Here is a 22460-nt window from a genome sequence, read left to right as displayed (position 1 = left end):
AGAAATCAGAAAATTGCTTGACAAATCCGGCATTTTCTGATAAAATATTTCCCGTTGCCAGAGACAGCAGGAGGCTTACGCCGTAACGATCCCCATCCTGCCGAGGTTACACGAAATACATGTGATTTCTGTGTCCTCATGTCTTTTGGCATGAGGACATTTTTTCGGAGGTGACACACATTGCCCAATTCCAAGGTACTTGAAAGCAAGAAGGCAATCGTCGATGCACTGGCTACGAAGCTGCAGGGTTCCACCGCTGCCGTGTTCGTGGACTACAAGGGCATCACTGTCGCACAGGATACCGAGCTTCGCAACAAGTTCCGTGAAGCCGGCGTGGAATACACCGTTGTTAAGAACACTCTGACCCGTTTTGCCGCCAACAAGGCCGGCTATAACCATTTCGACGAGATGCTCAACGGCACTACTTCCCTCGCCACCACCACGGGTGACCCCATTGCCCCGGCTCGTATCGTCTGCGAGTTTGCCAAGAAGAACAAGAACGTTCTGAAAATCAAGGGCGGCTTCGTTGAAGGCTCCGTCCTGTCTGTCGAGCAGCTTCAGGGCTTCGGCGAGCTTCCCAGCAAGGACGCTCTCATCGCCCAGGTTCTCGGCACCTTCCTGGCTCCGATCTCCGCTCTGGCATTCTGCCTTGACCAGATCCGCCAGCAGAAGGAAGGCCCCGCTCCTGCGGAAGAAGCTCCCGCAGAAGCCTGATCCATCATTCATCTATTACACTAATTAGGAGGATTTTATAATGTCTGAGAAAATCGCTGCCCTGATCGAAGAAGTTAAGGGTCTGTCCGTCCTCGAGCTGTCTGAGCTTGTCCATGCTCTCGAAGAGACCTTCGGTGTCTCCGCTGCCGCTGCCGCTGTTGCTGCTCCCGCTGCCGGTGCTGCTGAGGCCGCTGAAGAGAAGACCGAGTTCGACGTCGTCCTGAAGGAATGCGGCGCGAACAAGATCGCTGTCATCAAGGTCGTCCGTGCTCTGACCGGCCTGGGCCTGAAGGAAGCCAAGGAGATCGTCGACAACTGCCCGAAGACCCTGAAGGAAGCCGTTTCCAAGGAAGATGCCGAGAAGATCGTCAACGACCTCAAGGAAGCCGGCGCTACCGCAGAGATCAAGTAAGATATCCCCTATCCTGCAATTTACGCCGCAGCACCGAAGTGCTGCGGCGTTTGCGTTTCCCATAAGCCTCGCAGAGTTCGCCGCCCGCAGGCGGCGAATCAATTGAGATCATTTTCTCCGGCGGCGTGTACGTCGGAGAAAATACCACTCAGTCCGTCAGTGTGCGAATCGTTCGGCTCCGGCGGACGATTCGTGCGCGCAGCGGACTGAAATTCCCTTATCAGAAAAGCCCTTTTGGCTTTTCTGATAGGCTCACGCCGCAGCACCGAAGTGCTGCGGCGTTTTGCTCGTTTGTTTTGATTCCTGCGTTTATTCCTCGATCTCTGAGCTGATGCGATCGTCCTTTCCGCCCTCCGGGCGGCCGCTCAGGAAGCGCCGCGTGGCAAACAGCGCCACGACGCCCGCAATGCCGACGGCCAACGAGACGGGCTCATGGTGATTCAGCACCACATAGCGCGACAGCGCCATGATGAGCAGCTCCAGCGTGTTGCCGACGGTCGGCCGCAGCAGCATTTTTACAAATTCCACCGCCACGACAAGCGACGTGATGCTGCTCAGGAACGAATCGAGAAAGCCCTCCGCCAGAAAAGTGGACGGATCGCGCGCAAGCTCCCAGATCTCGATGCCCATCAAAGCGACGAGCACCAGCACAATAACGGCTGCCAGCACGATCTCGAGGATCTCCAGAAATCTATGGATCCCGTGAATGATCTTTTCTCCCAAAGTCTGCACTCCTTCTTCTGATTTTCCGTATTTAGTATACAGGAACCGGCCGGTCTCGTCAAGCAGGAACATTTTTTCGAAACTCTCTTGCACGCCCAGAGCGTATGTGATATACTCATTGTGTTTACACCGCTGCAGCAGTCATCCGATCTGCTGCAGCCCATTTTATGACGACTGGAGAAGATACCATGGAAACGAAAGCAGCCGGCAGCCTGACGCATGGCCGGCTCGGGAAGCAGATTCTTGCCTTCAGCCTGCCGCTGATGCTGTCGAATGTTCTGCAGGTCCTGTTCAATATGTCGGACATCGCCGTCGTAGGCCGTTTCTCCGGCCCGATCGCACTCGGCGCAGTCGGATCCACAGCGACGCTCGTTACCCTGTTTACCGGCTTTCTCATTGGCCTTGGCAGCGGTATCAATGCCCTTGTTGCGCGCTTTCTCGGCGCAGGCAGCCGCGAGGAGACACAGCGCACCGTCCATACGGCCCTTGCCCTGAGCCTCATCTTCGGCGCGGTGCTCCTGCTGCTCGGCGAGCTGACGGCCGTTCCTCTGCTGAAGCTGCTCGGCACAAAGGAAGAGCTGATCGACGGCGCGACGATCTACCTGCGCATCTATTTCCTCGGCATGCCCGCCATGGCGCTCTATAACTTTGGCAATGCCGTTCTGAGCGCTGCGGGCGATACCCGCCGCCCCCTGCTTTATCTGCTCATCGCGGGCATTCTGAACGTCGCTCTGAATCTCTTCTTCGTCATCGTCTGCGGCATGAGCGCCGACGGCGTCGCACTGGCCAGTATCCTGACGCAGTACCTGTCGTCCATCCTGATCCTCATTGCTCTTGTCCGGACGCAGGATGCCTACGGTGTCCGGCCGAAATGCATCCGACTGCACCGTGACAAGCTCGCCCCCCTGCTGACACTGTGCTGCTCCGCGGGTCTGCAGAACGCCATCTTCGCCGTTGCCAACCTGTTCATTCAGGCAGGCGTCAACCGCTTCGACGCCCTGATGGTCGAAGGCAACTCCGCCGCCGCCAACGCAGACGGCCTTATTTACGACGTCATGGCTGCCTTCCACACAGCCTGTGCCAGCTTCATCGGGCAGAACTACGGCGCGGGCAACCGCGACCGCGTGCGCAGGACCTATTGGATCAGCCTCAGCTACTCGTTCGCGGCGGGCGCCGTGCTCGGCCTGAGCCTTGTGTTCTTCGGCCGCGGCTTCCTCGCCCTCTTCACGGACTCGGCTGAGGTCGCAGCCGCCGGTATGCACCGCCTGTGCATCATGGGCTTCTCCTATGCCATCTCGGCCTTTATGGACTGCACTATCGCGGCCTCCCGTGGCCTTGGCCGCTGTGTTGTGCCGACGATCATCGTCGTGCTTGGCTCGTGCGTGTTCCGCGTGATCTGGGTCTACACGATCTTCGCCTCCGTCGGGACCATCGCCTCGCTCTACCTGCTCTATCCGGTGTCTTGGACGCTGACAGCCGGGGCCGAAATGGTCTACTTTTTCTACCTGTACCGCAAAGTATTCCGGAACCCGGCGAAACCGGCAACTGTCTGAAAAACAAATGCCTCGCTGCATTAGACGGGTGTTCGTAAAACAGTTAATCCGACCTATGATTACGATCATAGGTCGGATTTTTGCAATACGTATCGACTGAAGAAAGGCTCCCTTGTGCAAAGCCTGACAGCTGACTGGGGGATTGTTTGCAGGCAACATCAATATACTCGCAAACACCACGAAAGTTCCCACTGACCTCGTTGTTGGGAATCCTCAGAATTCACAAACCATAACCTTCCAGAAAAGCGGTACGTTCCGGATCTTTGTACATGTTTACTTCTTCATAGTGCTGTGAACCATCCAATTCGATGATCAGCTCGCAGTTGTTTAGCTAATGAAACCAACTGCTTGTTATGTTTATACTGCATAGCAATCCCTCCGTCACAGCTTCGCCGCGCCACCTCCTTTTACACAAGGGAGGCTTTGGTGCGGCACAAAAATCGCACACCGTACGATACACCAGAGGGTGTATAGAAGTGCGCCCTTAAACTGTTCAATAAACAGGGAATTTGGTTAGCCTAATTTGCTGAATGCTATCTCTACCAGTTTATCAATGCTTCTTTCGTCCGTCTGGATATGGAGTCCCGGAAGAGCAGCAGAGCCAATTCTTGCCAGTTCGATATTCTCCATGCACCAGCATCCTTCTTCCTCGCCACGGGCCAGAATGCGGTCATGGACGGTCTGCCAGGATGCTTCCAGTACCACAAGCCGAGTGTCGATACCGTCCTGTTTCAGCTTGCCGATAATACTATAGGATTCCATACGCAATAGTGTCATAGGAACAAGAATATCCATATGGAACTTCTCGTGAATGTCTTTCAGAAGCAGATAGCAGAATTCACCCCACAAGGGGTAGTCCTCAAATATGTAACCATAGGGACAGCCGGGATAATTTCCCCGAACTGCATTGCCCACTTCTTCCGCATCAAAAACCAGAGCATTATCCATTTTTGCCGCCATAGCTTCCGCTAGCGTGGTTTTGCCCACACCATATGGTCCGCTAATCCAAATAATCATTTGCTGTCTCCTATTACCAAATTCTGATATATTGTATGATATATTCTACAAAAATTTCCTAAAAGTACAGCGATCGGCACAGCGAACCCAATCGCTGTGCCGATTAACTGTTTTACAGACACCGCCCCTTCGCAGCGAGGCATTTGTTCTTATCCGGCAATCGTGGAGGTCGGGTCCCAATAGACCACAACACCCATGTCGGACAGCTCCGTCACATGCGTGATCTTCGTGCCGAATGCGTTGACCTGCACGAGGTTCTGGCAGGCCTTCAGGCACTCGATGTCCGTGATGTCGGTGTTGTAATCCACATCCACATAATTCAGCTCCGGCAGGCCGGCAAGGCCGCTGATATCGGAAAGCTGGTTATAGGAACCGTAGAACTGCTGCAGCCGGCACGTCTCCGTAAACGGCGGCAGCTCCTTGACGAGATTGTGGCTCATGTCAAGGTATGTCAGGTTCACGAGCGAGGCCGCACTGTCGACATTCTCGAGCTGGTTGTCCGAGAGGCGCAGCTCTGTAAGCTGCAGGCACGAGCCGAGGCCGGAGACGTCCGTCAGGGCGTTTTTCGAAAGATCCAGCTTCGTCAGGGCGCGCATGCCTGACAGCGGCGCGACGCTCGTGATGCGGTTGCTGGCAAGTTCCAGTTCCGTCATCTCCGTACACTTTGCCAAGGCAGACACGCTCGTGATGTCATTCTCCGAAAGGTCGAGCGCCGTGAGCTTCGTCAGGCCGTCCAGCGCATCAATCGCCGTGATGGCATTGCGGGACAGGTCCGCCGTCTTCAGGCCGCTGTAGTTGGAGAGCGCGCCGATGTTGGAGATGCTGTTATCGGACAGGTCGAGGTGCTCCATTGCCTTCGCGCCGGAGAGCGCCACGATGTTCGAAAGGCCGCAACCGCTGAGGTTCAGATCGTACAGGTCGGTCAGCGTGCCGATATATTCGAGCGTCTGTGCCGAGACAAGGGAGCCGGAGAGGTCCAGCTTCTCGAGATACGGCATCACCATCAGGAAGGTATAGTCGTCAAACATACCGTTGTGGATCGTCAGGCTGTGCAGGCCCGTGAAGTAATGCAGGTCCGAGAAATCCGTGACCTCCTCCGGCATGACGAACTCCGTCACTGCCCACAGGTCGCTCGTGTAGATGACGGACGGCGACGGCTTGAGAATAAGGTCTCGCACATACTGCTCAAAGGCGCTGTCCGTAAACGTGACCTCCTCCACAACACCGACGATCAGATAGTCGGCCTCCGTCAGCGGGCTGACAAGCCCGTCATCGCTGACGGCAATGGCGGAAACATGCGTGGAGCCTGCGGGGAGGGCGATCGGCTCAGCATAGGGCGCGTCCGCCGTCGAGGGGTACTGCTCCGTCACGGATACATAGACCGTTCCGCTCGGCGCAGAGACCGAGACCGTGATATAATCCGAGAATTCGCCGCCGTCCGGCGTCAGTGCTGGGGCTGCCGGGCGGGCCGCCTCCAACGAGGCGCGAATGGCCGGGTCCGTGATACTGTCGAGCATCTGCTGGGCATCAAGCAGCTTGTCCTGCGCCACATAGGTCGCGCTCAGGCGGCGGTAGAGCTGCTCCGAGGGGGCCGTGCGGATGGCTTCCACAAGCGTGCGCTCCGCGCGCGTGTAGCTGCCGTCAGCCAGGCAGGCATCCGCAAGCGCCAGCACATAGTCCACATTGTCCGGCGCAAGCGAGACGGCCGTCGTATAGCGGTCAACCGCGCGGGCATAGTTGCCGCTCTTCATGGCCTTCTCTCCGAGCGCCGCAAAATTATCCGCCGTCCAAAGGAAATGATACAATCCAAAGAGAAGTCCGGCCAGTAGCACGAGCACAACCAGCAGGATCAGGGCTTTCTTCATACGCAATGTCTCCAATCGGAAGTTATACGCGTTTATTATACTTCCCCACGCGGCGGAAGTCAACGGAAATCGCGGTTTTCCGGGGAGGATGACGGAACGCGCCGCTATTTCCCCGGAAAAGCTTGCAAATCACCCCAAGGCGACATCCAGCAGCATCATGATCGCAAATCCGGCCACAATGCCCATCGTGGCTGTGTAGGGGCGCGCCTCGCGGTTGCGCTGACATTCCGGGATCAGCTCATGGACGGCCACAAGAATCATCGCGCCCGCCGCAAAGGCAAGCGCATAGGGCAGGATCGCCTCGACGGTGCCGACGAGCAATGCACCCAGCACGCCAGCGACCGGCTCGACCAGCCCCGAGGCCTGCCCGAGCAGAAAGCTGCGAAGCCGCCCCGCGCCCTCGCGCCGAAGCGGCACAGAGACCGCAGCGCCCTCCGGAAAATTCTGCAGGCCGATGCCGAATGCAATGCTGACTGCACCCATGACCGCCTCCGGCGACGCGCCGCGCTGCAGCGCCCCGAAGGCCACGCCGACGGCCAGCCCTTCCGGGATATTGTGCAGCGTGATCGCGAGGATAAGGAGAACGACATGATTCGTCCCGCTTCCCCGCCCCGGTCTTCTGCTGGCCCTTGTGACCACGCAGTCAGAGGCCCAGAGGAAGACGGCTCCAAGCAAAAAGCCCAGTGTGGCAACGAGCCACGGCGGCAGGCCGTCCTGCTCTGCCGCGCGGGCAATGGCGGGCTGCAGCAGGGACCAGAAGCTCGCCGCGATCATGACTCCGGCCGAGAAGCCCAGCATGCGGTTCATTGCCTCCGGCGACGGCCTGCGGAACAGGAACACCGTCGCCGCGCCGGCGGCCGTCACGGCCCACGTTCCAAGCGTCGCGATCAGTGCCCAAACGATCGGATTTTCCATATTCCACCTCCCGTTTCATTGTATGCAGTGAGGGCGGAATTGCGTGCATGCGAAAAGAGCCGCTGAGGTTTCCCTCAGCGGCGCGCTGCCGAAAAGCCCATTGGGCTTTCCGGCAAAGAGCTCGCAGTCCGCTGCGCGCACGGATCGTCCGCCGGGAGCAGGCGATCCGCACACTGGCGGACTGGGCGGTATTTTCTCCGACGTACATGCCGCCGGAGAAAATGATCTCACTTCCTTCGCCGCCTGCGGGCGGCGAACTCTGCGAGGCATGATCGGACAAACTGAGCCGCTGAGGTTTCCCTCAGCGGCTCAAGATGCGATATGCAGGAATTAGTTCTCAGCAGTCTCGATGACGACGCCGGAACCGACGGTACGACCGCCTTCACGGATAGCGAAGCGGAGGCCCTTCTCGATAGCGATCGGGGTGATCAGCTCGACATCCATGTCGATGTTGTCACCAGGCATGCACATCTCAACACCCTCGGGGAGGCTGATGATGCCGGTGACGTCGGTGGTACGGAAATAGAACTGCGGACGATAGTTGTTGAAGAACGGGGTATGACGGCCGCCTTCTTCCTTGGACAGGACGTAGACCTGGCCACGGAACTTGGTGTGCGGATGGATGGAGCCCGGCTTGCAGAGGACCTGGCCACGCTCGATGCTCTTCTTGTCAACGCCGCGGAGCAGAGCGCCGATGTTGTCGCCGGCTTCTGCGTAGTCCAGCAGCTTGTGGAACATTTCGATATCGGTGACGACGGTGGACTTCTTCTCTTCCATCAGGCCAACGATCTCGACCGGCTCGTTCTTCTTGACGATACCACGCTCGACACGACCGGTGGCAACGGTGCCGCGGCCGGAGATGGTGAAGACGTCCTCGACCGGCATCAGGAAGGGCATGTCAGCCTTGCGGTCCGGGGTCGGGATATAGTTGTCAACTGCGTCCATGAGCTCCTTGATGGAGGCATAGGCGGGGTCGTTGGGGTCGTTGCTCTCGCAGGTCAGAGCCTGCAGAGCGGAGCCCTTGATGATGGGGACATCGTCGCCCGGGAACTCGTAGTAAGACAGGGTCTCGCGGACTTCCATCTCGACGAGCTCGAGCAGCTCCTCGTCATCGACCTGATCGCACTTGTTCAGGTAAACAACGATAGCGGGAACGCCGACCTGACGGGCCAACAGCAGGTGCTCCTTCGTCTGGGCCATGGGGCCGTCGGAAGCAGCGATAACCAGGATAGCGCCGTCCATCTGAGCAGCGCCGGTGATCATGTTCTTGATATAGTCGGCGTGGCCCGGGCAGTCGACGTGAGCATAGTGACGCTTCTCGGTCTCGTACTCAACGTGAGCGGTGTTGATTGTGATACCACGAGCCTTCTCTTCCGGAGCCTTATCGATGGAATCATAGGCCTCGAACTGAGCCTTGCCCTGGAGGGACAGCCACTTGGTGATGGCGGCGGTCAGCGTGGTCTTGCCGTGGTCAACATGGCCGATGGTGCCGATGTTAACATGAGGCTTAGTTCTTTCAAATTTCTGCTTTGCCATTGAAAAATCCTCCTGTTTGATTCGTAAATGGTAAAAACTTTATATTCGCTTACTTACACTATACACCAAAAGGTGTGCAATAGCAAGCATTTTTTACTTGGAGCTGCGTTTTTCTACGATTTCCTGCTGAATGGACTTCGGCAGTTCGACGTAGTGGCTCGGCTCCATGGAATACTGTCCACGGCCCTGCGTGCGGCTGCGGAGATCGGTTGCATAGCCGAACATCTGCGACAGAGGCACGTTGGCGTCCACCTGCGTGGAGCCGTTTCTCGGGATCATGCCGAGGATGTTGCCGCGGCGGGCAGAGATATCGCCGATAACATCGCCCATATACTCTTCCGGCACGATAACGCTGACCTTCATGATCGGCTCGAGGATAACCGGCTGCGCCTTGCGGCAGGCCTCCTTGAAGGCCATGGAACCGGCAATCTTAAAGGCCATCTCGGAGGAGTCGACCTCATGGTAGGAGCCGTCATACAGCGTGACCTTAACGTCCACGACGGGATAGCCTGCCAGAACACCGGCCTGCATCGCGCCCTGGATACCGGCGTCGACCGCGGGAATGTATTCCTTCGGGATGGCGCCGCCGACAATGGCATTGATGAACTCATAGCCCTTGCCGGACTCGTTCGGCTCGAGCTTGATCTTGACGTGACCGTACTGGCCCTTACCGCCGGACTGACGGGCATACTTCATATCGACGTCTGCCTTGCCCTTCACGGTCTCCTTGTAAGCGACCTGCGGTGCGCCGACATTGGCCTCGACCTTGAACTCGCGCAGCAGGCGATCGACGATGATCTCCAGATGCAGCTCGCCCATACCGGCGATGATGGTCTGACCCGTCTCTTCGTCGGTGTAGGTCTTAAACGTCGGGTCCTCCTCGGCCAGCTTCATCAGGGCGATGCCCATCTTCTCCTGACCGGCCTTGGTCTTCGGCTCGATGGCCACGCGGATAACGGGCTCGGGGAATTCCATGGACTCGAGGATGATCGGATGCTTCTCATCGCAGAACGTGTCGCCGGTCGTGGTGTTCTTCACACCGACGGCGGCGGCGATATCGCCGGCATAGACCGTGTCGATATCCTCGCGGTGATTGGCGTGCATCTGCAGGATGCGGCCCAGGCGCTCGCGGGTGCCCTTCGTGGAGTTCAGAACGGTCGAGCCCTTGTCGAGGCTGCCGGAATAAACGCGGAAGAAGCACAGCTTGCCGACATACGGGTCGGTCGCGATCTTGAAGGCCAGAGCGGAAAACGGTGCGTTGTCGTCCGCCGGGCGGAAGTCCTCTTCGTCGGTCTTCGGGTTCACACCGGCGATGCCCTTCTTGTCGAGGGGAGACGGCATGAAGTCGACGATGGCGTCGAGAAGCTCCTGAACACCCTTGTTCTTATAGGAGGTGCCGCAGGTCACGGGCACCATCTGCACGGCGATGGTCGCCTTGCGGATGGCAGCGCGGATCATGTCCTCGGGCACTTCCTCGCCGCTGAGATAGAGCTCCATGATGGCGTCGTCCTGATCGGAGACGGAATCGAGCAGCTTCTCGTGGTATTCCTGTGCAAGCTCGACCAGATCCTCGGGGATCTCCTCCTCGCGGACATCCTTGCCCAGCTCATCGTAGAAGACATAGGCCTTCATGCGGATCAGGTCGACCACGCCGCGGAAATCGGACTCCGCACCGATGGGGAGCTGAATGGGGACGGCGTTACACTTCAGCCGTTCATGCATCATGTTGAGAACATTGTAGAAATTCGCACCCATGATGTCCATCTTATTGATATACACCATGCGCGGGACATGATACTTGTCGGCCTGACGCCAGACGGTCTCCGTCTGGGGCTCCACGCCGCCCTTTGCGCACAGGACCGTCACAGCACCGTCGAGCACGCGCAGGGAACGCTCGACCTCAACCGTGAAGTCAACGTGGCCCGGGGTGTCGATGATGTTGATGCGGCAGTGACGCCAGAAGCAGGTCGTTGCAGCGGACGTGATGGTGATGCCGCGCTCCTGCTCCTGCTCCATCCAGTCCATGGTAGCCGTGCCCTCGTGGGTCTCACCGATCTTGTAGGTGCGGCCGGTGTAGAACAGGATACGCTCGGTCGTGGTGGTTTTGCCGGCGTCGATGTGCGCCATGATACCAATATTTCTTGTATTCTCAAGCGAGTATTTTCTCGGCATTGGGTAACTCCTTTGATTTGTTTACCAGCGGAAATGGGAGAATGCCTTGTTCGCTTCTGCCATCTTGTGGGTATCTTCGCGCTTCTTCACAGAGGCGCCGGTGTTGTTGCAGGCGTCCATGATCTCGCCGGCGAGGCGCTCTTTCATGGTCTTCTCGCTGCGCTTGCGGGAATAAGCAGTCAGCCAGCGCAGGCCGAGCGTCTGACGGCGCTCCGGGCGAACCTCCAGAGGAACCTGATAGGTTGCGCCGCCCACGCGGCGGGACTTGATTTCCAGGGAAGGCATGATGTTTTCCATTGCCTGCTGGAAAGCGTCCAGACCGTTCTTGCCGGTCTTGGTCTCGACGATCTGGAATGCGTCATAGACGACGCGCTGGGCAACGCCCTTCTTGCCGTCGAGCATGACGCTGTTGACGAGCTTAGTCACCAGAGTGGAATTATAGACAGGATCCGGAAGGACCTCTCTCTTGGGAACATTACCTCTTCTGGGCACTTCGCTTCCCTCCTTCATAAAAAAATGATTTCATAGGTACTTCAATAGCCCTTGCTACTGTTGGTGCCGTGCCAGAGATTCCCAAAAACGTATTTTCAAGAACATCATGGCAAGGCAGGATGCCTTGCGGCACGGGGGATTACTTCTTCTTGGCCTTCGGACGCTTCTGACCGTACTTGGAACGGGCCTGCATACGGCCATTCACACCCTGGGTATCGAGCGTACCGCGGATGATGTGGTAACGCACGCCGGGGAGGTCCCTGACACGGCCGCCGCGGATCAGAACGACGGAGTGCTCCTGCAGGTTGTGGCCGACACCGGGGATATAAGCGGACACTTCGTAGCCGTTCGTCAGGCGGACACGCGCGATCTTACGCAGAGCGGAGTTCGGCTTCTTCGGGGTGGTGGTTCTGACTGCGGTGCAGACGCCTCTCTTCTGGGGAGAAGACAGGTCGGTGGCACGGTTCTTCAGGGTGTTGAGGCCCTTCTGCAGTGCAGGTGCGGTGGACTTGTAGGTCGCCTGCTCTCTGCCCTTTCTGACCAGCTGATTAAAAGTAGGCATGATGTTCTCCTTTCTTGCAAAAATCTGCTGCTTTGCAGCGTTTATCTTATCCCGGAATATCTGGAAATATTCCGCAGATAACGAGATCAGATGACCCCGGCAGCGGTAGCCGCCACGGAAATGCCGCAGGCCTGCCCGAGCTGACGGGCGGACGCAGCCGTCTCGACCGGGATACCGGCGAGCGTGCATGCCTCGCGGATGGGGTCAGTCAGCGCGGGATCCGCATCGTCCGCAAGGAAGACCTTGCGCACTCTGCCGTCGGCAAGTGCCCGGCGGAGCTGCTTGACTCCGACGATCCGCGCTGCATAGTTGAGTTCTTCGAGCACCGTTTTACACCTCCGGATTGCTCGGTTTGCATGCTCACGCAATCATGAATTATAGCAGAATGAAGCGAAATAGTCAATCTTTTTTGCACGTTTTGCCGGAATTTTTTCTGAAGTCCGGAGAAAAATCACTTTTCTCCCGTCTGTTCCGCGGGCTCTTCCACCATTTCGCCCAAAAACTCGTGCAATTCCGCGGCAATTTTGCACACCGGCGCATGGAGGCACGCCGGGAAATCGCAGTCCGCGGCACCGTCGTCCGTGTCGGCCATCACGACGCGCGACGCATCGAGCGCGCGGCAGTAGCCGGAAAAGCACTGTTCCATCCGATTTTTCTCCTTTCCCGCGCAGCCGTTTTCGATTCCCGCTTGTAAAAACCGGGTGGCTGCATTATAATAAAACCAGATCAGAGGATCTGAAAAAAGCATCGACAGACAGGAGGCGCGCCATGCTGGCACTCTGGATCCTGCTGGGGCTGTGTGCATTCCTTGCGCTGCTCCTGCTGCTTCCGCTGCATATCTATCTTGCCTTTACGCCGGAGGCGGGGTTTTCGTTCTACGCCCGCTATGCGTTCCTGACCATCCGCCCGGACAGCGAGCCGAACGAAAAGCTTATGGAGCAGGTCTTCACGCTGCTCGGTCTGCGTGATGTCAGCAGCACGGCCAACGCGCGCAGCGCCGTCTCGGCCAAGGGTGTTGCCGCCACGCTGTGTGAGCTCGGCGCTGTGCTGCGCACCCTGCTCGGGCGCGTGTTCTGGCTGCTGCACCGCGGCACGTTCCGCCGCTTTTCCCTGCATATCGCCGTCGGCGCGGACGATCCCGCCGATGCGGCGCTGGACTACGGCATGGTGTGCGCGGCGCTGTATCCCGTGCTCGGGCTGCTGCAGTCCGCCATCCGCTTTCGCAGGCCGGACATCGCCGTGACCTGCACGGAGGAGCCGCAGACGAACGTCGAATTTTCCGCAAAATTCTCGCTTCGCGCCATTCTCATCGTGCGGGCCTTCTTCCATCTGCTGGCGGAGAATGTCCGCAATACCTTATAAATAAGGAGGAGCGTCATGAAAGAGCTTCTGAAAGTATTGGAATTCACTGCAGACCGCACGCAGGCCCTTGCGGATTCGCAGTCCGTTGCGGGCGAACCGCTGCACGTCGGCGACGTCACGCTCATTCCCGTCAGCAGCATCTCCTGCGGCTTTGCAGGCGGCGGGAGTGATCTGCCCGCACGCACGCGCAATGACGCCGCTGCGGCAGGCAGCGGCGCGAGGCTGGCAAAGACGCCGGTCGCCTTCCTGGCCGTGTGTGGGCAGGAGGTGCAGGTGCTGACGCTCGAGCAGCCCGCAAAGGAAGAAAAATCGCTGCTGGCGCAGCTTGCCCCGCTGGCCGAAAAGGTCCGGCAGGCCGCCGCGGAAAAGAAGGCGGCCAAGGCCGAAGAAGCGCTTCCGGCAAAGGCCGGGAAGAAGAAAAAATAAAGCAGCAGCGCAGGAACGCGAATTCCCGCCCTGACCGAATATTCTGCTGCCAGCGCAAAGTTGCCGGTGCCTTCCCGAGATTGCCACGGCCCCTTACGGGGCCTCGCAATGACAAATTTGATAGTCTTCGGATAATATTGTGGGCGGCAGATGCCGCCCATGTTTTTCTGTTTTTTAGAGGTTGAGGCCCTTTTGTAAATTCACAACGAAGTCCTGCACATTCGTCACGATGCCGCGGGCGGACAGGCTGCCGCGGTCGGCCAGCTTGTTCACCACGAATTCCGACACGTCGACGCAGTAGAAATACACCTGCCGCACCGTGCCGTCCGGCAGAACGCGGAACGAGGGCGTCATGTTGCCCGTGGCGATGGTGTGGAGCATCGTCGCCATGCTGATGACGGTCGTTGCGCTGCGGATCTGGTCGCGCATGGCGTTCTGCGCCGCATAGACGTCGCCGTAGACCGGAGGCAGCGGGCCGTCATCGCGGATGGAGCCGCCGAGCACATAGGGAACGCCGCACTTTTCGCAGCTGTAGATGATGCCGTCGTGGATGTTCTCGTTTTGGATGAAATTCGCGATGCTGCCGTGATAGCGCACGCGGTTGATGGTGTCAAGATGATGATAGTGGCCGTTCGGCACGGAGCGCTGCGTGTAGATGTCCTGCCCGAGCGCCGTCTTAAGGTAGGCAGCCTCCAGATCGTGCGTGGCCAGCGCGTTGCCCGCCAGAATGGCGTGAACATAGCCGTTTTCGATCAGCTTGGCCATGGCCGCGCGGGCGTCATGGTCAAAGGCGAAGGCCGGGCCCATAACCCAGACGATCTTGCCGTGGTCACGCTCGTGGCGCAGCAGGTCATACAGCTCGTCATAATCGCGGGAGAAGGCCGTCTCACGCGAGCGGTTCTGGCGGAAGGCAAACGTCTCCTTTTCCTTCTCCTCCTCGCGGAAGCCGTTCGGGTGCACATAGATGCCGTCCGTGGCATCCTCGGTCCGGCCGGTGAACACCAGATCGCCCTTGCGCAGCAGGCGGAACTCGCGGACGATAATGCGGCCGTTTTCATACACGGCAACGCAGTCCATGCGGCTTTCCTCTGCAAGGAGCCACTGGCCGTTCACCTTGAAATACTCGGGGAAAATGCTCATGGCGTGGTAATGCTCCGGCGCAACGCCGTCAAACGGGGCGGGCACGCAGACGGCATCCGGCGCGTTCTGGAAGCGCTGCTCGGAAAAATCAGGCGGAAAATAAGGTCTGAGCTGGAACATGGTCTTGTCCCCCTTGGTATTAGTAATTTGTTGCTTGGATGAGCATAGTATACCGGATTCCGCGGCAGGTTTCAAGAGGGCAAATCGCGGGCAGTTGCGAAGTCCAGCTTCCTGTGGTATACTAATTTGAAATGATTCGACAAAAACAGGGAGGTGCTGCGCATGGAGGCGCAAAAGGGTGGAAAGCGGCGGCTCGTGCTCGGCATTTTTGCTCAGGTGGACGCCGGGAAGACCACGCTTTCCGAGGCGCTGCTCTACAAGACCGGCGCACTGCGCACGCTCGGCCGCGTCGATCACGGCGACGCCCATCTCGACACGCACGAGCTGGAGCGGGCGCGCGGCATCACGATTTTTTCCAAGCAGGCGCGCTTTGAAACGGAGCGTCTCGCCGTCACCCTGCTCGACACGCCGGGCCATGCCGATTTTGCGCCGGAGGCCGAGCGCGTCATGCCCGTCATCGACTGCGCGCTGCTGCTCGTCAGCGGCACGGACGGCGTGCAGGGCCACACGCTGACGCTCTGGCGGCTGCTGCAGCACTACGGCGTGCCCGTTGTTCTGTTCTTCAATAAAATGGATCTGCCCGGCGCAGACCGCGCCGCCCTGCTGGCCGATGCGCGCACCGCGCTCAGCGACCACTGTGCCGCGCTGGACGACGTCGAGTCCGTCGCCCTCAGCTCCGAAGCCCTGCTGGAGCACTTTCTGAACACCGGCGCATTGGATGACGCCCTTGCCGCCGACGCAGTGGCAAAGCGGGAGCTGTTTCCCTGCCTGTTCGGCTCGGCGCGGCAGCTTGACGGCATCGACGAGCTGCTGCGGGCGCTGGAGCATCTTGCGCCCGTGCCTGTCTATCCCGCGGAGCTTTCGGCCCGCGTCTATCAGATCGCCCACGATCCGCAGGGCAATCGCCTGACGTTTCTGAAGGTCTCGGGCGGCACGCTTTCCGTCCGCTCCGCCGTGCGCTGCCATCGCCCGGACGGCGAGCCGCTGGAGGCGAAGGTCACACAGCTGCGCCTGTATTCCGGCGCGGAATTTGAAGCCGTGCAGCAGGTCCCGGCCGGAGACGTCTGCGCCGCGCTCGGCCTGAGCGGCCTGCTGGCCGGAGATACGCTCGGCGATGCCGCCCCGGACCGCGGCGCGGCGCTGGAGCCCGTGATGAGCTACTGCATCCGTCTGCCCGCCGACCTCGACCCGCAGCTGGCGCTGCCGAAGCTCCGCCTGCTCGAGGAGGAGGAGCCGCAGCTGCGCATGGTCTGGGATGCCCGCCTGCGCGAAATTCGCGTGCAGCTCATGGGCGCGGTGCAGCTGGAAATCCTGCAGAGCCTCATCCGCATGCGCTTCGGCTGGGACGTCACGTTCGACACCGGCCGCATCTCCTACCGCGAGACCATCGCCGCCCCCGTCGAAGGCGTCGGCCATTTTGAGCCGCTGCGGCATTATGCCGAAGTCCACCTGATCCTCGCTCCCCTGCCGCAGGGCAGCGGCCTCGTATTCGACACCGTCTGCAGCGAGGACGTGCTGGACCGGAACTGGCAGCGCCTCATCCTGACGCATCTGCAGGAAAAGCAGCACCTCGGTGTGCTGACCGGCTCCCCCGTCACGGACCTGCGCATCACGCTGGCCGCCGGGCGCGCCCATCTGAAGCACACGGAGGGCGGCGACTTCCGGCAGGCGACCTACCGCGCCGTGCGGCAGGGCCTGATGAAGGCCGAGAGCATCCTGCTTGAGCCGTATTACGCCTTCCGCCTGACCGTTCCGCCCGAGCAGATCGGCCGGGCCATTTCTGACATCCGCGCAAAGAGCGGCAGCTTTGATCCTCCGGTCGAAGCGCCGGGCGGCACGCTGCTGCAGGGCCGCGCGCCCGTCTCCGAGCTTCGCGACTACGCGCGGGATGTGGCCGCCTATACCCGCGGCCGCGGGCGGCTGAGCTGCGAGGTCGCAGGCTATTTTCCCTGCCATAACACCGAAGCCGTCGTGGCTGCGCTGGCCTATGATCCGGCGGCCGACCTTGAAAATACGCCGGATTCCGTTTTCTGCTCCCACGGTGCGGGCATCACCATCCCGTGGGATCAGGTCGAGGAGAACATGCACCTTGAATCTGTCCTGCGGCCGAAGCCCGCAGCCGTGCCCGCCGCTGCGCCGCGCGTCCGCACACAGAACCTCGATCTGGACGAAAAGGAGCTGCAGCGCATCATCGAGCGGGAATTCGGCCCGCAGAAGACGCCGCTGTACCGGCCGCCCGCCGCCAAGGCCGAGGCAGCCGTCACCCTGCCGCCCCGCCGGAAAGAATACCTCATCGTAGACGGCTACAACATGATCTTTGCGTGGGACGGGCTGCGTGAGCAGGCGGGATATGATCTCAGCGGCGCGCGCGAGCGCCTCCTGGATCTTCTGAGCAATTACTGCGGCTTCCACCCCTGCGAACTCATCGTCGTGTTCGACAGCTACCGCGTCAGGGGCGGCACCGGCTCCCGCAGCAGCCACAATAATCTGCGCGTCGTCTACACGCAGGAGGATGAGAGCGCCGACCTCTATATCGAAACGCTCGTCGGCAAGATCGGCAAAAACTACGCCGTCCGCGTAGCGACGTCCGACGCGCTCATCCAGCTCTCCGCCCTGCGCAGCGGCGTGCTGCGCGTCTCCGCCGCAGAGCTGGAGCGCGAGCTCGAGCGGACAAACGGCGAGATCGCCGCCGTTCTGCGCCGTCTGCGCGAGGAGGCCCGCCACGCGGCCGGGCAGGAAAGCCCGCTGCGCGCCCTCGATCCAAAATCAAATCCCGACAAGGAGGAACCGATATGAAACAGATCACACTCGGCACGACCGGCATCACCGTTCCGCAGAACGCCTTTGGCGCGCTTCCCATCCAGCGCGTGAGCGCGGACGAGGCCGTCCGCCTGCTCCGCCGCGCCCGCGAGGGCGGCATGCGCTTCTTCGACACGGCCCGCGCCTATACGGACAGCGAGGAAAAGCTCGGTCTTGCCTTCGGCGGGCACTGGGACGGCCTGTATGTCGCCACAAAGACCGCCGCCAAGACGCCCGAGGCCCTCCGGGCCGATCTGGAAACGTCCCTGCGCCTGCTGCAGCGCGACTACATCGATATCTACCAATTCCACATGGCCGGTCAGTGCTACCGTCCCGGTGACGGCACCGGCATGTACGAGGCCATGCTCGAGGCAAAGGCGCAGGGCAAGATCCGCCATATCGGCATCACGGCGCATAAGATCGGCGTTGCAGAGGATATCATCGCCTCCGGTCTCTATGAAACGCTGCAATATCCCTTCAGCTATCTCTCTACGCCGCGCGAGGCCGCGCTGGCCGAGAGCTGCCGCAAAGCGAACATGGGCCTGATCGCCATGAAAGCGCTGGCAGGCGGCCTCGTCACGAACGCCGGCGCCGCCTTTGCCTACATCGCGCAGTATGACAACGTGCTTCCCATCTGGGGCATCCAGCGCCCGGAGGAGCTGGAGCAGTGGCTCGGCTTCTTCCGGACTCCCGCCTCGCTGACGCCGGAGCTGCGCAGCTTTATCGAGAAGGAGCGCGGAGAGCTGACCGGCGAATTCTGCCGCGGCTGCGGCTACTGCCTGCCCTGCCCGGCCGGGATCCAGATCAACCAGTGCGCGCGCATCTCCCTGATGATCCGCCGCGCGCCGTCCGAGAGCTGGCTGGCCCCCGCCATGCAGGCCGAAATGGAGAAGATCGAGCACTGCCTCGGCTGTGGCCAGTGCAAGAGCCGCTGTCCCTATGAGCTGGACACGCCCAATCTGCTCAAGCGCAATCTGGCGGACTACCGCCGCATTCTGGCGGGAGAGGTCAGCACGGACTCCTATCTCCGCCCCGCACAGAAATAAACCGGCAGCCCCGAAAATTTGGTGGCGGCATGCCGAACATTTCGGCCGTTTTCCCGTCAAATCGTTGTACATCGGCGCGGAGACATCGAAAAATTCACAAAACCGCAAAACTTCCCATATTTACTCCGCATGCCGGATGTGCTAGAATGTAGGAAAAATGTCCAAAAGGAGGAATGCGCCATCAAACGCAACGAGACCGATCCCCGCGATCGGCAATACGAACCGGATCCTTCCGAGCAGGCGCAGAAACGCCGGAAAAAGGCGAAAAAACCGAACCGTGGTCTGCGTGTGGCCGCCGTGCTGCTGACGATCGTCCTGGCACTGGAGGGTCTTTACTGCTTTGTGGTCTTCACGGATATCCCGGCGATCAAATCGCTCCGTGAGGCCTATATTGAGACCGCCATGAACACGCTCTCCCACCAGTGGCTTGCCAAATGGTTCCTGCCTTCCTATATGATCGACGAGGTCGTAGCCCGTCAGGATCAGGCCCGCAAGGATCAGGAGGGCAAGATCAGTACCTGGGACAAGATCTCCGCCTCGGATGCCACAGACAAGAACGGTGAGACCGTCGCCCCGACGGAGCCGACGTCCCAGACGGACGAGGAGCGCTTCTATGAGCTGTTCTGGGAGCTGGACCGCATTTCGTTTGAGGACTACGTCAGCGCCCATCCCGATGTGACTGCCAACGGCTGGGACAACATCTATATCAATGAAGCCGGTCTGAATGACGACGGCACCGATATCTACACCGCCATGGGCGAGCGGGTGCTCGCCGTCGACGCAAAGAACAAGATCCTGCTCGTCCGCGTGGAGGGCAGCGGCTATCAGGGTGTGCTCGCCATCGCCAAGGACCCTTCGCAGCTGTATAACGCGCCTTCCGCCTATATCGGCAGCTGGGGCCAGCAGCTCGAGGCCATCGCCTCAGCGCACGACGCCGTGCTCGGCATGACGGGCAGCGGCTTCATCGATCCAGACGGCAACGGCTCCGGCGGTGAGCTCGCGGGCTATGCCATGTCGCAGGGTGAGAGCTACGGCGAGCACTATGTCGTCACCGGCTACAAGCGCGTCGAGCTGCGCGAGAGCAACCTGCTCTACGTCACGGACGCCTCCGCACCGGTCGCAGCCGACACGACGGACGCCGTGGAATTCTGGCCCGCCCTCGTTGTGGACGGCGAACCCGCCGTGGAGAACTACGAGGCCTTCAACGGCATCCAGCCGCGCGCCTGCATCGGTCAGTCCGAAAAGAAGGAGATCCTCATGCTCGTCATCGAGGGCCGCATGCCGACCCGCTCCTACGGCACGACGATTGAGACCTGCACCGACATCCTCATGCGCCACAAGGCCTATCAGGCCCTGAATCTGGACGGCGGCACGAGCGCCGTTCTGTGGTACGACGGCGAGTATGTGACGAAGTGCTCCAACACCAGCATCACGTCCCGCATGCTGCCGAACGCCTGGCTCTACGGCGGCGATGGCGCAGGCCAATAATATTTTGGGTCCCATTCTGCTGCATGCCCCGCGCATGCAGCAGTTTTTTCGGCTTTTGTGGAATTTGTCCGGGGAAACCGTGCCGCATGGCGGCATTTTGTCCGGAAGCCTGTCGAAATCCACGTTGACATTCCGCAAGAATATCGGTATAATACGGTTAGAATCCGCGAGTTGCGTTTTGCTGCGGACTTCCCGCTGCCCGGTGGGAAAATCGTCATTTTTTTTGCGCCTGCCCGCAGACGCAAGCAAACAATGGAAAGGATTTTTGCAATGATTTACACGACTGAAGTACAGCATATGTGCCCGGTTGCAAAGGGTGCATACCATGGCCCGGCGCCCATTCCTGAGGAAGGCAAGTGGGTCCAGGCGAAGGAGATCAGCGACATTTCCGGCTTTACGCATGGTGTCGGCTGGTGCGCGCCGCAGCAGGGCGCCTGCAAGCTCACCCTCAACGTGAAGAACGGCGTCATCGAGGAAGCTCTCGTCGAAACCATCGGCTGCTCCGGCATGACGCATTCCGCCGCCATGGCTTCTGAGATCCTCATCGGCAAGACCATCCTCGAAGCTCTGAACACCGACCTCGTCTGCGACGCCATCAACACCGCCATGCGTGAGCTGTTCCTGCAGATCGTCTACGGCCGCACCCAGAGCGCGTTCTCCGAGAACGGCCTGTCCGTCGGCGCTTCCATGGAAGACCTCGGCAAGGGCCTGCGCAGCCAGGTCGGCACGATGTTCGCCACGAAGGCGAAGGGCCCGCGCTATCTGGAGATGGCCGAGGGCTATGTCACCCGCGTCGCGCTCAACAAGCTCGACGAGATCGTCGGCTACGAATTCATCAACCTCGGCAAGATGATGGACTTCATCAAGAAGGGTGATGAGCCCGCCACGGCAATGGAGAAGGCCAAGGGTCACTACGGCCAGTTCGACAACGCCGCGAAGTACATCGACCCGCGTCAGGAATAAGAGGAGGAGCGCACCATGGCTTTGTTTGAAAGTTACGAAAGAAGAATCGACAAGATCAACGGCGTTCTTGCGCAGTATGGCATCGGCTCCGTCGAGGAGTGCCGCGAGCTGTGCAAGGCGAAGGGCTTCGATCCGTATGAGATCGTCAAGGGCATCCAGCCCATCTGCTTCGAGAACGCCTGCTGGGCTTACACCGTCGGCGCAGCCATCGCGCTGAAGTCCGGTGTCACCACCGCCGCCGAAGCCGCCAAGAAGATCGGCGAAGGCCTGCAGTCCTTCTGCATTGACGGCTCCGTCGCCGAAGACCGCAAGGTCGGCCTTGGCCACGGCAACCTCGGCGCCATGCTGCTGAGCGAGGAGTCCAAGTGCTTCGCGTTCCTGGCCGGTCATGAGTCCTTTGCCGCCGCCGAAGGCGCCATCGGCATCGTCCGCAACGCCAACAAGGCACGCAAGACCCCGCTGCGCGTCATTCTGAACGGCCTCGGCAAGGATGCCGCTCAGATCATCTCCCGCATCAACGGCTTCACCTATGTGCAGACGAAGTTCGACTACTACACCGGCGAGCTGAAGATCGTCAACGAGATCCGCTACTCCGAGGGTGAGCGCGCCGATGTCCGCTGCTACGGTGCTGACGATGTCCGCGAGGGCGTTGCCATCATGCATCACGAGGGTGTCGATGTCTCCATCACCGGCAATTCCACGAACCCGACCCGCTTCCAGCACCCGGTCGCAGGCACCTACAAGAAGGAGTGCATCGAGCAGGGCAAGAAGTACTTCTCCGTCGCTTCCGGCGGCGGCACGGGCCGTACGCTGCATCCGGATAACATGGCCGCCGGTCCCGCTTCCTACGGCATGACCGATACCATGGGCCGCATGCATTCCGATGCACAGTTTGCAGGCTCCTCCTCCGTCCCGGCTCACGTCGAGATGATGGGCTTCCTGGGCATGGGCAACAACCCCATGGTCGGTGCTACCGTCGCCGTCGCGGTTGCTGTCGAAGAGGCTCTCAAGAAGTAATACTGATTCCTGATTAAAACATTTCATCAGGAATCCCGTGTGCTACGCACACTCGCATCGTGCTGACGCACGCTGCGCCGTCTCATGCAGAATCTGACGCGCCCTCGGCGCTATAAAAAGCTTTTAAAGCTTTTTATC

22 protein-coding genes and 1 other annotated feature are annotated in these 22460 nt (G+C 59.9%); of the genes, 10 read left to right on the top strand and 12 right to left on the bottom strand.

Annotated elements, in window-relative coordinates:
* Positions 1–39 precede the first annotated feature (39 nt).
* Positions 40–172: a sequence feature (ribosomal protein L10 leader region), on the top strand.
* A gap of 8 nt (positions 173–180) precedes the next feature.
* Positions 181–714, top strand: coding sequence for a 50S ribosomal protein L10 (gene rplJ, locus ACMKFF_RS07255; RefSeq protein WP_367927153.1), 534 nt, complete (start codon positions 181–183; stop codon positions 712–714).
* 40 nt (positions 715–754) lie between these two features.
* The gene (gene rplL, locus ACMKFF_RS07250; protein ID WP_417323996.1) at positions 755–1126 is read left to right on the top strand and encodes a 50S ribosomal protein L7/L12; all 372 of its coding nucleotides are present in this window, start codon (positions 755–757) and stop codon (positions 1124–1126) included.
* Positions 1127–1435: 309 nt separating this feature from the next.
* On the opposite strand, the gene ACMKFF_RS07245 is transcribed toward rplL, so the two are convergent.
* A complete protein-coding gene (locus tag ACMKFF_RS07245; RefSeq protein WP_419496522.1) occupies positions 1436–1849 on the bottom strand; it encodes a hypothetical protein in 414 nt (137 codons plus the stop codon).
* A gap of 188 nt (positions 1850–2037) precedes the next feature.
* Here ACMKFF_RS07245 and ACMKFF_RS07240 point away from each other — a divergent pair, with 188 nt between their 5' ends.
* Positions 2038–3402 carry an MATE family efflux transporter gene (locus ACMKFF_RS07240; protein WP_419496521.1) on the top strand — a complete coding sequence of 455 codons (1365 nt, stop codon included), beginning with the start codon at positions 2038–2040 and terminating at the stop codon, positions 3400–3402.
* 220 nt (positions 3403–3622) lie between these two features.
* Here ACMKFF_RS07240 and ACMKFF_RS07235 read toward each other — a convergent pair whose 3' ends face one another.
* The 10 genes from ACMKFF_RS07235 to ACMKFF_RS07190 form a co-directional block, all read right to left on the bottom strand.
* On the bottom strand, positions 3623–3712 hold the full coding sequence (locus ACMKFF_RS07235; protein WP_419496526.1) for a hypothetical protein: 90 nt from the start codon (positions 3710–3712) through the stop codon (positions 3623–3625).
* Positions 3713–3915: 203 nt separating this feature from the next.
* Positions 3916–4419 (bottom strand): hypothetical protein, encoded by a 504-nt coding sequence (locus ACMKFF_RS07230; RefSeq protein ID WP_419496520.1) that lies wholly within the window; start codon positions 4417–4419, stop codon positions 3916–3918.
* Positions 4420–4568: 149 nt separating this feature from the next.
* The gene (locus ACMKFF_RS07225; RefSeq protein WP_419496519.1) at positions 4569–6284 is read right to left on the bottom strand and encodes a leucine-rich repeat domain-containing protein; all 1716 of its coding nucleotides are present in this window, start codon (positions 6282–6284) and stop codon (positions 4569–4571) included.
* A gap of 129 nt (positions 6285–6413) precedes the next feature.
* Positions 6414–7199: a ZIP family metal transporter gene (locus ACMKFF_RS07220; protein WP_419496518.1), complete on the bottom strand. Its 786-nt coding sequence runs from the start codon at positions 7197–7199 to the stop codon at positions 6414–6416.
* Positions 7200–7529: 330 nt separating this feature from the next.
* Entirely contained in the window at positions 7530–8735 is a 1206-nt protein-coding gene (gene tuf / locus ACMKFF_RS07215; protein ID WP_419496517.1) for an elongation factor Tu, read from the bottom strand.
* Between the two features lie 93 nt (positions 8736–8828).
* A complete protein-coding gene (gene fusA, locus ACMKFF_RS07210; RefSeq protein ID WP_418467860.1) occupies positions 8829–10907 on the bottom strand; it encodes an elongation factor G in 2079 nt (692 codons plus the stop codon).
* A gap of 21 nt (positions 10908–10928) precedes the next feature.
* Positions 10929–11399: a 30S ribosomal protein S7 gene (gene rpsG, locus ACMKFF_RS07205; RefSeq protein WP_349134714.1), complete on the bottom strand. Its 471-nt coding sequence runs from the start codon at positions 11397–11399 to the stop codon at positions 10929–10931.
* Between the two features lie 139 nt (positions 11400–11538).
* Entirely contained in the window at positions 11539–11961 is a 423-nt protein-coding gene (rpsL, locus tag ACMKFF_RS07200) for a 30S ribosomal protein S12 (RefSeq protein WP_419496516.1), read from the bottom strand.
* 86 nt (positions 11962–12047) lie between these two features.
* Positions 12048–12287: a ribosomal L7Ae/L30e/S12e/Gadd45 family protein gene (locus tag ACMKFF_RS07195; RefSeq protein WP_349134716.1), complete on the bottom strand. Its 240-nt coding sequence runs from the start codon at positions 12285–12287 to the stop codon at positions 12048–12050.
* A 125-nt stretch (positions 12288–12412) separates the two neighbouring features.
* Positions 12413–12607 (bottom strand): hypothetical protein, encoded by a 195-nt coding sequence (locus tag ACMKFF_RS07190; protein ID WP_419496515.1) that lies wholly within the window; start codon positions 12605–12607, stop codon positions 12413–12415.
* 122 nt (positions 12608–12729) lie between these two features.
* Here ACMKFF_RS07190 and ACMKFF_RS07185 point away from each other — a divergent pair, with 122 nt between their 5' ends.
* Positions 12730–13323, top strand: coding sequence for a DUF2953 domain-containing protein (locus tag ACMKFF_RS07185; protein WP_419496514.1), 594 nt, complete (start codon positions 12730–12732; stop codon positions 13321–13323).
* A gap of 15 nt (positions 13324–13338) precedes the next feature.
* Complete coding sequence (locus ACMKFF_RS07180) at positions 13339–13749, top strand: GerW family sporulation protein (protein ID WP_419496513.1); 411 nt, start codon at positions 13339–13341, stop codon at positions 13747–13749.
* 174 nt (positions 13750–13923) lie between these two features.
* Here the strand turns inward: ACMKFF_RS07180 and ACMKFF_RS07175 are convergent, their stop codons facing one another.
* A complete protein-coding gene (locus ACMKFF_RS07175) occupies positions 13924–15009 on the bottom strand; it encodes a hypothetical protein (RefSeq protein ID WP_367927143.1) in 1086 nt (361 codons plus the stop codon).
* Positions 15010–15171: 162 nt separating this feature from the next.
* Here ACMKFF_RS07175 and ACMKFF_RS07170 point away from each other — a divergent pair, with 162 nt between their 5' ends.
* From ACMKFF_RS07170 to ACMKFF_RS07150, 5 genes are all read left to right on the top strand, one after another.
* A complete protein-coding gene (locus ACMKFF_RS07170; protein WP_419496512.1) occupies positions 15172–17805 on the top strand; it encodes an NYN domain-containing protein in 2634 nt (877 codons plus the stop codon).
* Positions 17802–18854: an aldo/keto reductase gene (locus ACMKFF_RS07165; protein ID WP_419496511.1), complete on the top strand. Its 1053-nt coding sequence runs from the start codon at positions 17802–17804 to the stop codon at positions 18852–18854. Before ACMKFF_RS07170 ends, ACMKFF_RS07165 begins: the two co-directional genes overlap by 4 nt.
* 297 nt (positions 18855–19151) lie before the next feature.
* Positions 19152–20342: a phosphodiester glycosidase family protein gene (locus tag ACMKFF_RS07160; RefSeq protein WP_419496510.1), complete on the top strand. Its 1191-nt coding sequence runs from the start codon at positions 19152–19154 to the stop codon at positions 20340–20342.
* 270 nt (positions 20343–20612) lie between these two features.
* Positions 20613–21305: an iron-sulfur cluster assembly scaffold protein gene (locus ACMKFF_RS07155; RefSeq protein WP_349134724.1), complete on the top strand. Its 693-nt coding sequence runs from the start codon at positions 20613–20615 to the stop codon at positions 21303–21305.
* Between the two features lie 15 nt (positions 21306–21320).
* Positions 21321–22322: a GGGtGRT protein gene (locus tag ACMKFF_RS07150; RefSeq protein ID WP_349134725.1), complete on the top strand. Its 1002-nt coding sequence runs from the start codon at positions 21321–21323 to the stop codon at positions 22320–22322.
* Positions 22323–22460: the final 138 nt, after the last annotated feature.

The sequence above is a fragment of the Faecousia sp. genome, assembly GCF_048519415.1.
Classification (GTDB): Bacteria; Bacillota; Clostridia; order Oscillospirales; family Oscillospiraceae; genus JAZOXB01.
This window is presented reverse-complemented; position numbering and strand designations above follow the sequence as displayed.

What these genes read in the sequence shown, in the direction of transcription:
- rplL (WP_417323996.1), top strand. Translation starts at nt 755, where the DNA reads ATGTCTGAGAAAATCGCTGCCCTGATCGAAGAAGTTAAGGGTCTGTCC.
- ACMKFF_RS07240 (WP_419496521.1), top strand. Translation starts at nt 2,038, where the DNA reads ATGGAAACGAAAGCAGCCGGCAGCCTGACGCATGGCCGGCTCGGGAAG.
- ACMKFF_RS07230 (WP_419496520.1), bottom strand. Translation starts at nt 4,419, where the DNA reads ATGATTATTTGGATTAGCGGACCATATGGTGTGGGCAAAACCACGCTA.
- ACMKFF_RS07225 (WP_419496519.1), bottom strand. Translation starts at nt 6,284, where the DNA reads ATGAAGAAAGCCCTGATCCTGCTGGTTGTGCTCGTGCTACTGGCCGGA.
- ACMKFF_RS07220 (WP_419496518.1), bottom strand. Translation starts at nt 7,199, where the DNA reads ATGGAAAATCCGATCGTTTGGGCACTGATCGCGACGCTTGGAACGTGG.
- tuf (WP_419496517.1), bottom strand. Translation starts at nt 8,735, where the DNA reads ATGGCAAAGCAGAAATTTGAAAGAACTAAGCCTCATGTTAACATCGGC.
- fusA (WP_418467860.1), bottom strand. Translation starts at nt 10,907, where the DNA reads ATGCCGAGAAAATACTCGCTTGAGAATACAAGAAATATTGGTATCATG.
- rpsL (WP_419496516.1), bottom strand. Translation starts at nt 11,961, where the DNA reads ATGCCTACTTTTAATCAGCTGGTCAGAAAGGGCAGAGAGCAGGCGACC.
- ACMKFF_RS07190 (WP_419496515.1), bottom strand. Translation starts at nt 12,607, where the DNA reads ATGGAACAGTGCTTTTCCGGCTACTGCCGCGCGCTCGATGCGTCGCGC.
- ACMKFF_RS07185 (WP_419496514.1), top strand. Translation starts at nt 12,730, where the DNA reads ATGCTGGCACTCTGGATCCTGCTGGGGCTGTGTGCATTCCTTGCGCTG.
- ACMKFF_RS07180 (WP_419496513.1), top strand. Translation starts at nt 13,339, where the DNA reads ATGAAAGAGCTTCTGAAAGTATTGGAATTCACTGCAGACCGCACGCAG.
- ACMKFF_RS07175 (WP_367927143.1), bottom strand. Translation starts at nt 15,009, where the DNA reads ATGTTCCAGCTCAGACCTTATTTTCCGCCTGATTTTTCCGAGCAGCGC.
- ACMKFF_RS07170 (WP_419496512.1), top strand. Translation starts at nt 15,172, where the DNA reads ATGGAGGCGCAAAAGGGTGGAAAGCGGCGGCTCGTGCTCGGCATTTTT.
- ACMKFF_RS07165 (WP_419496511.1), top strand. Translation starts at nt 17,802, where the DNA reads ATGAAACAGATCACACTCGGCACGACCGGCATCACCGTTCCGCAGAAC.
- ACMKFF_RS07155 (WP_349134724.1), top strand. Translation starts at nt 20,613, where the DNA reads ATGATTTACACGACTGAAGTACAGCATATGTGCCCGGTTGCAAAGGGT.
- ACMKFF_RS07150 (WP_349134725.1), top strand. Translation starts at nt 21,321, where the DNA reads ATGGCTTTGTTTGAAAGTTACGAAAGAAGAATCGACAAGATCAACGGC.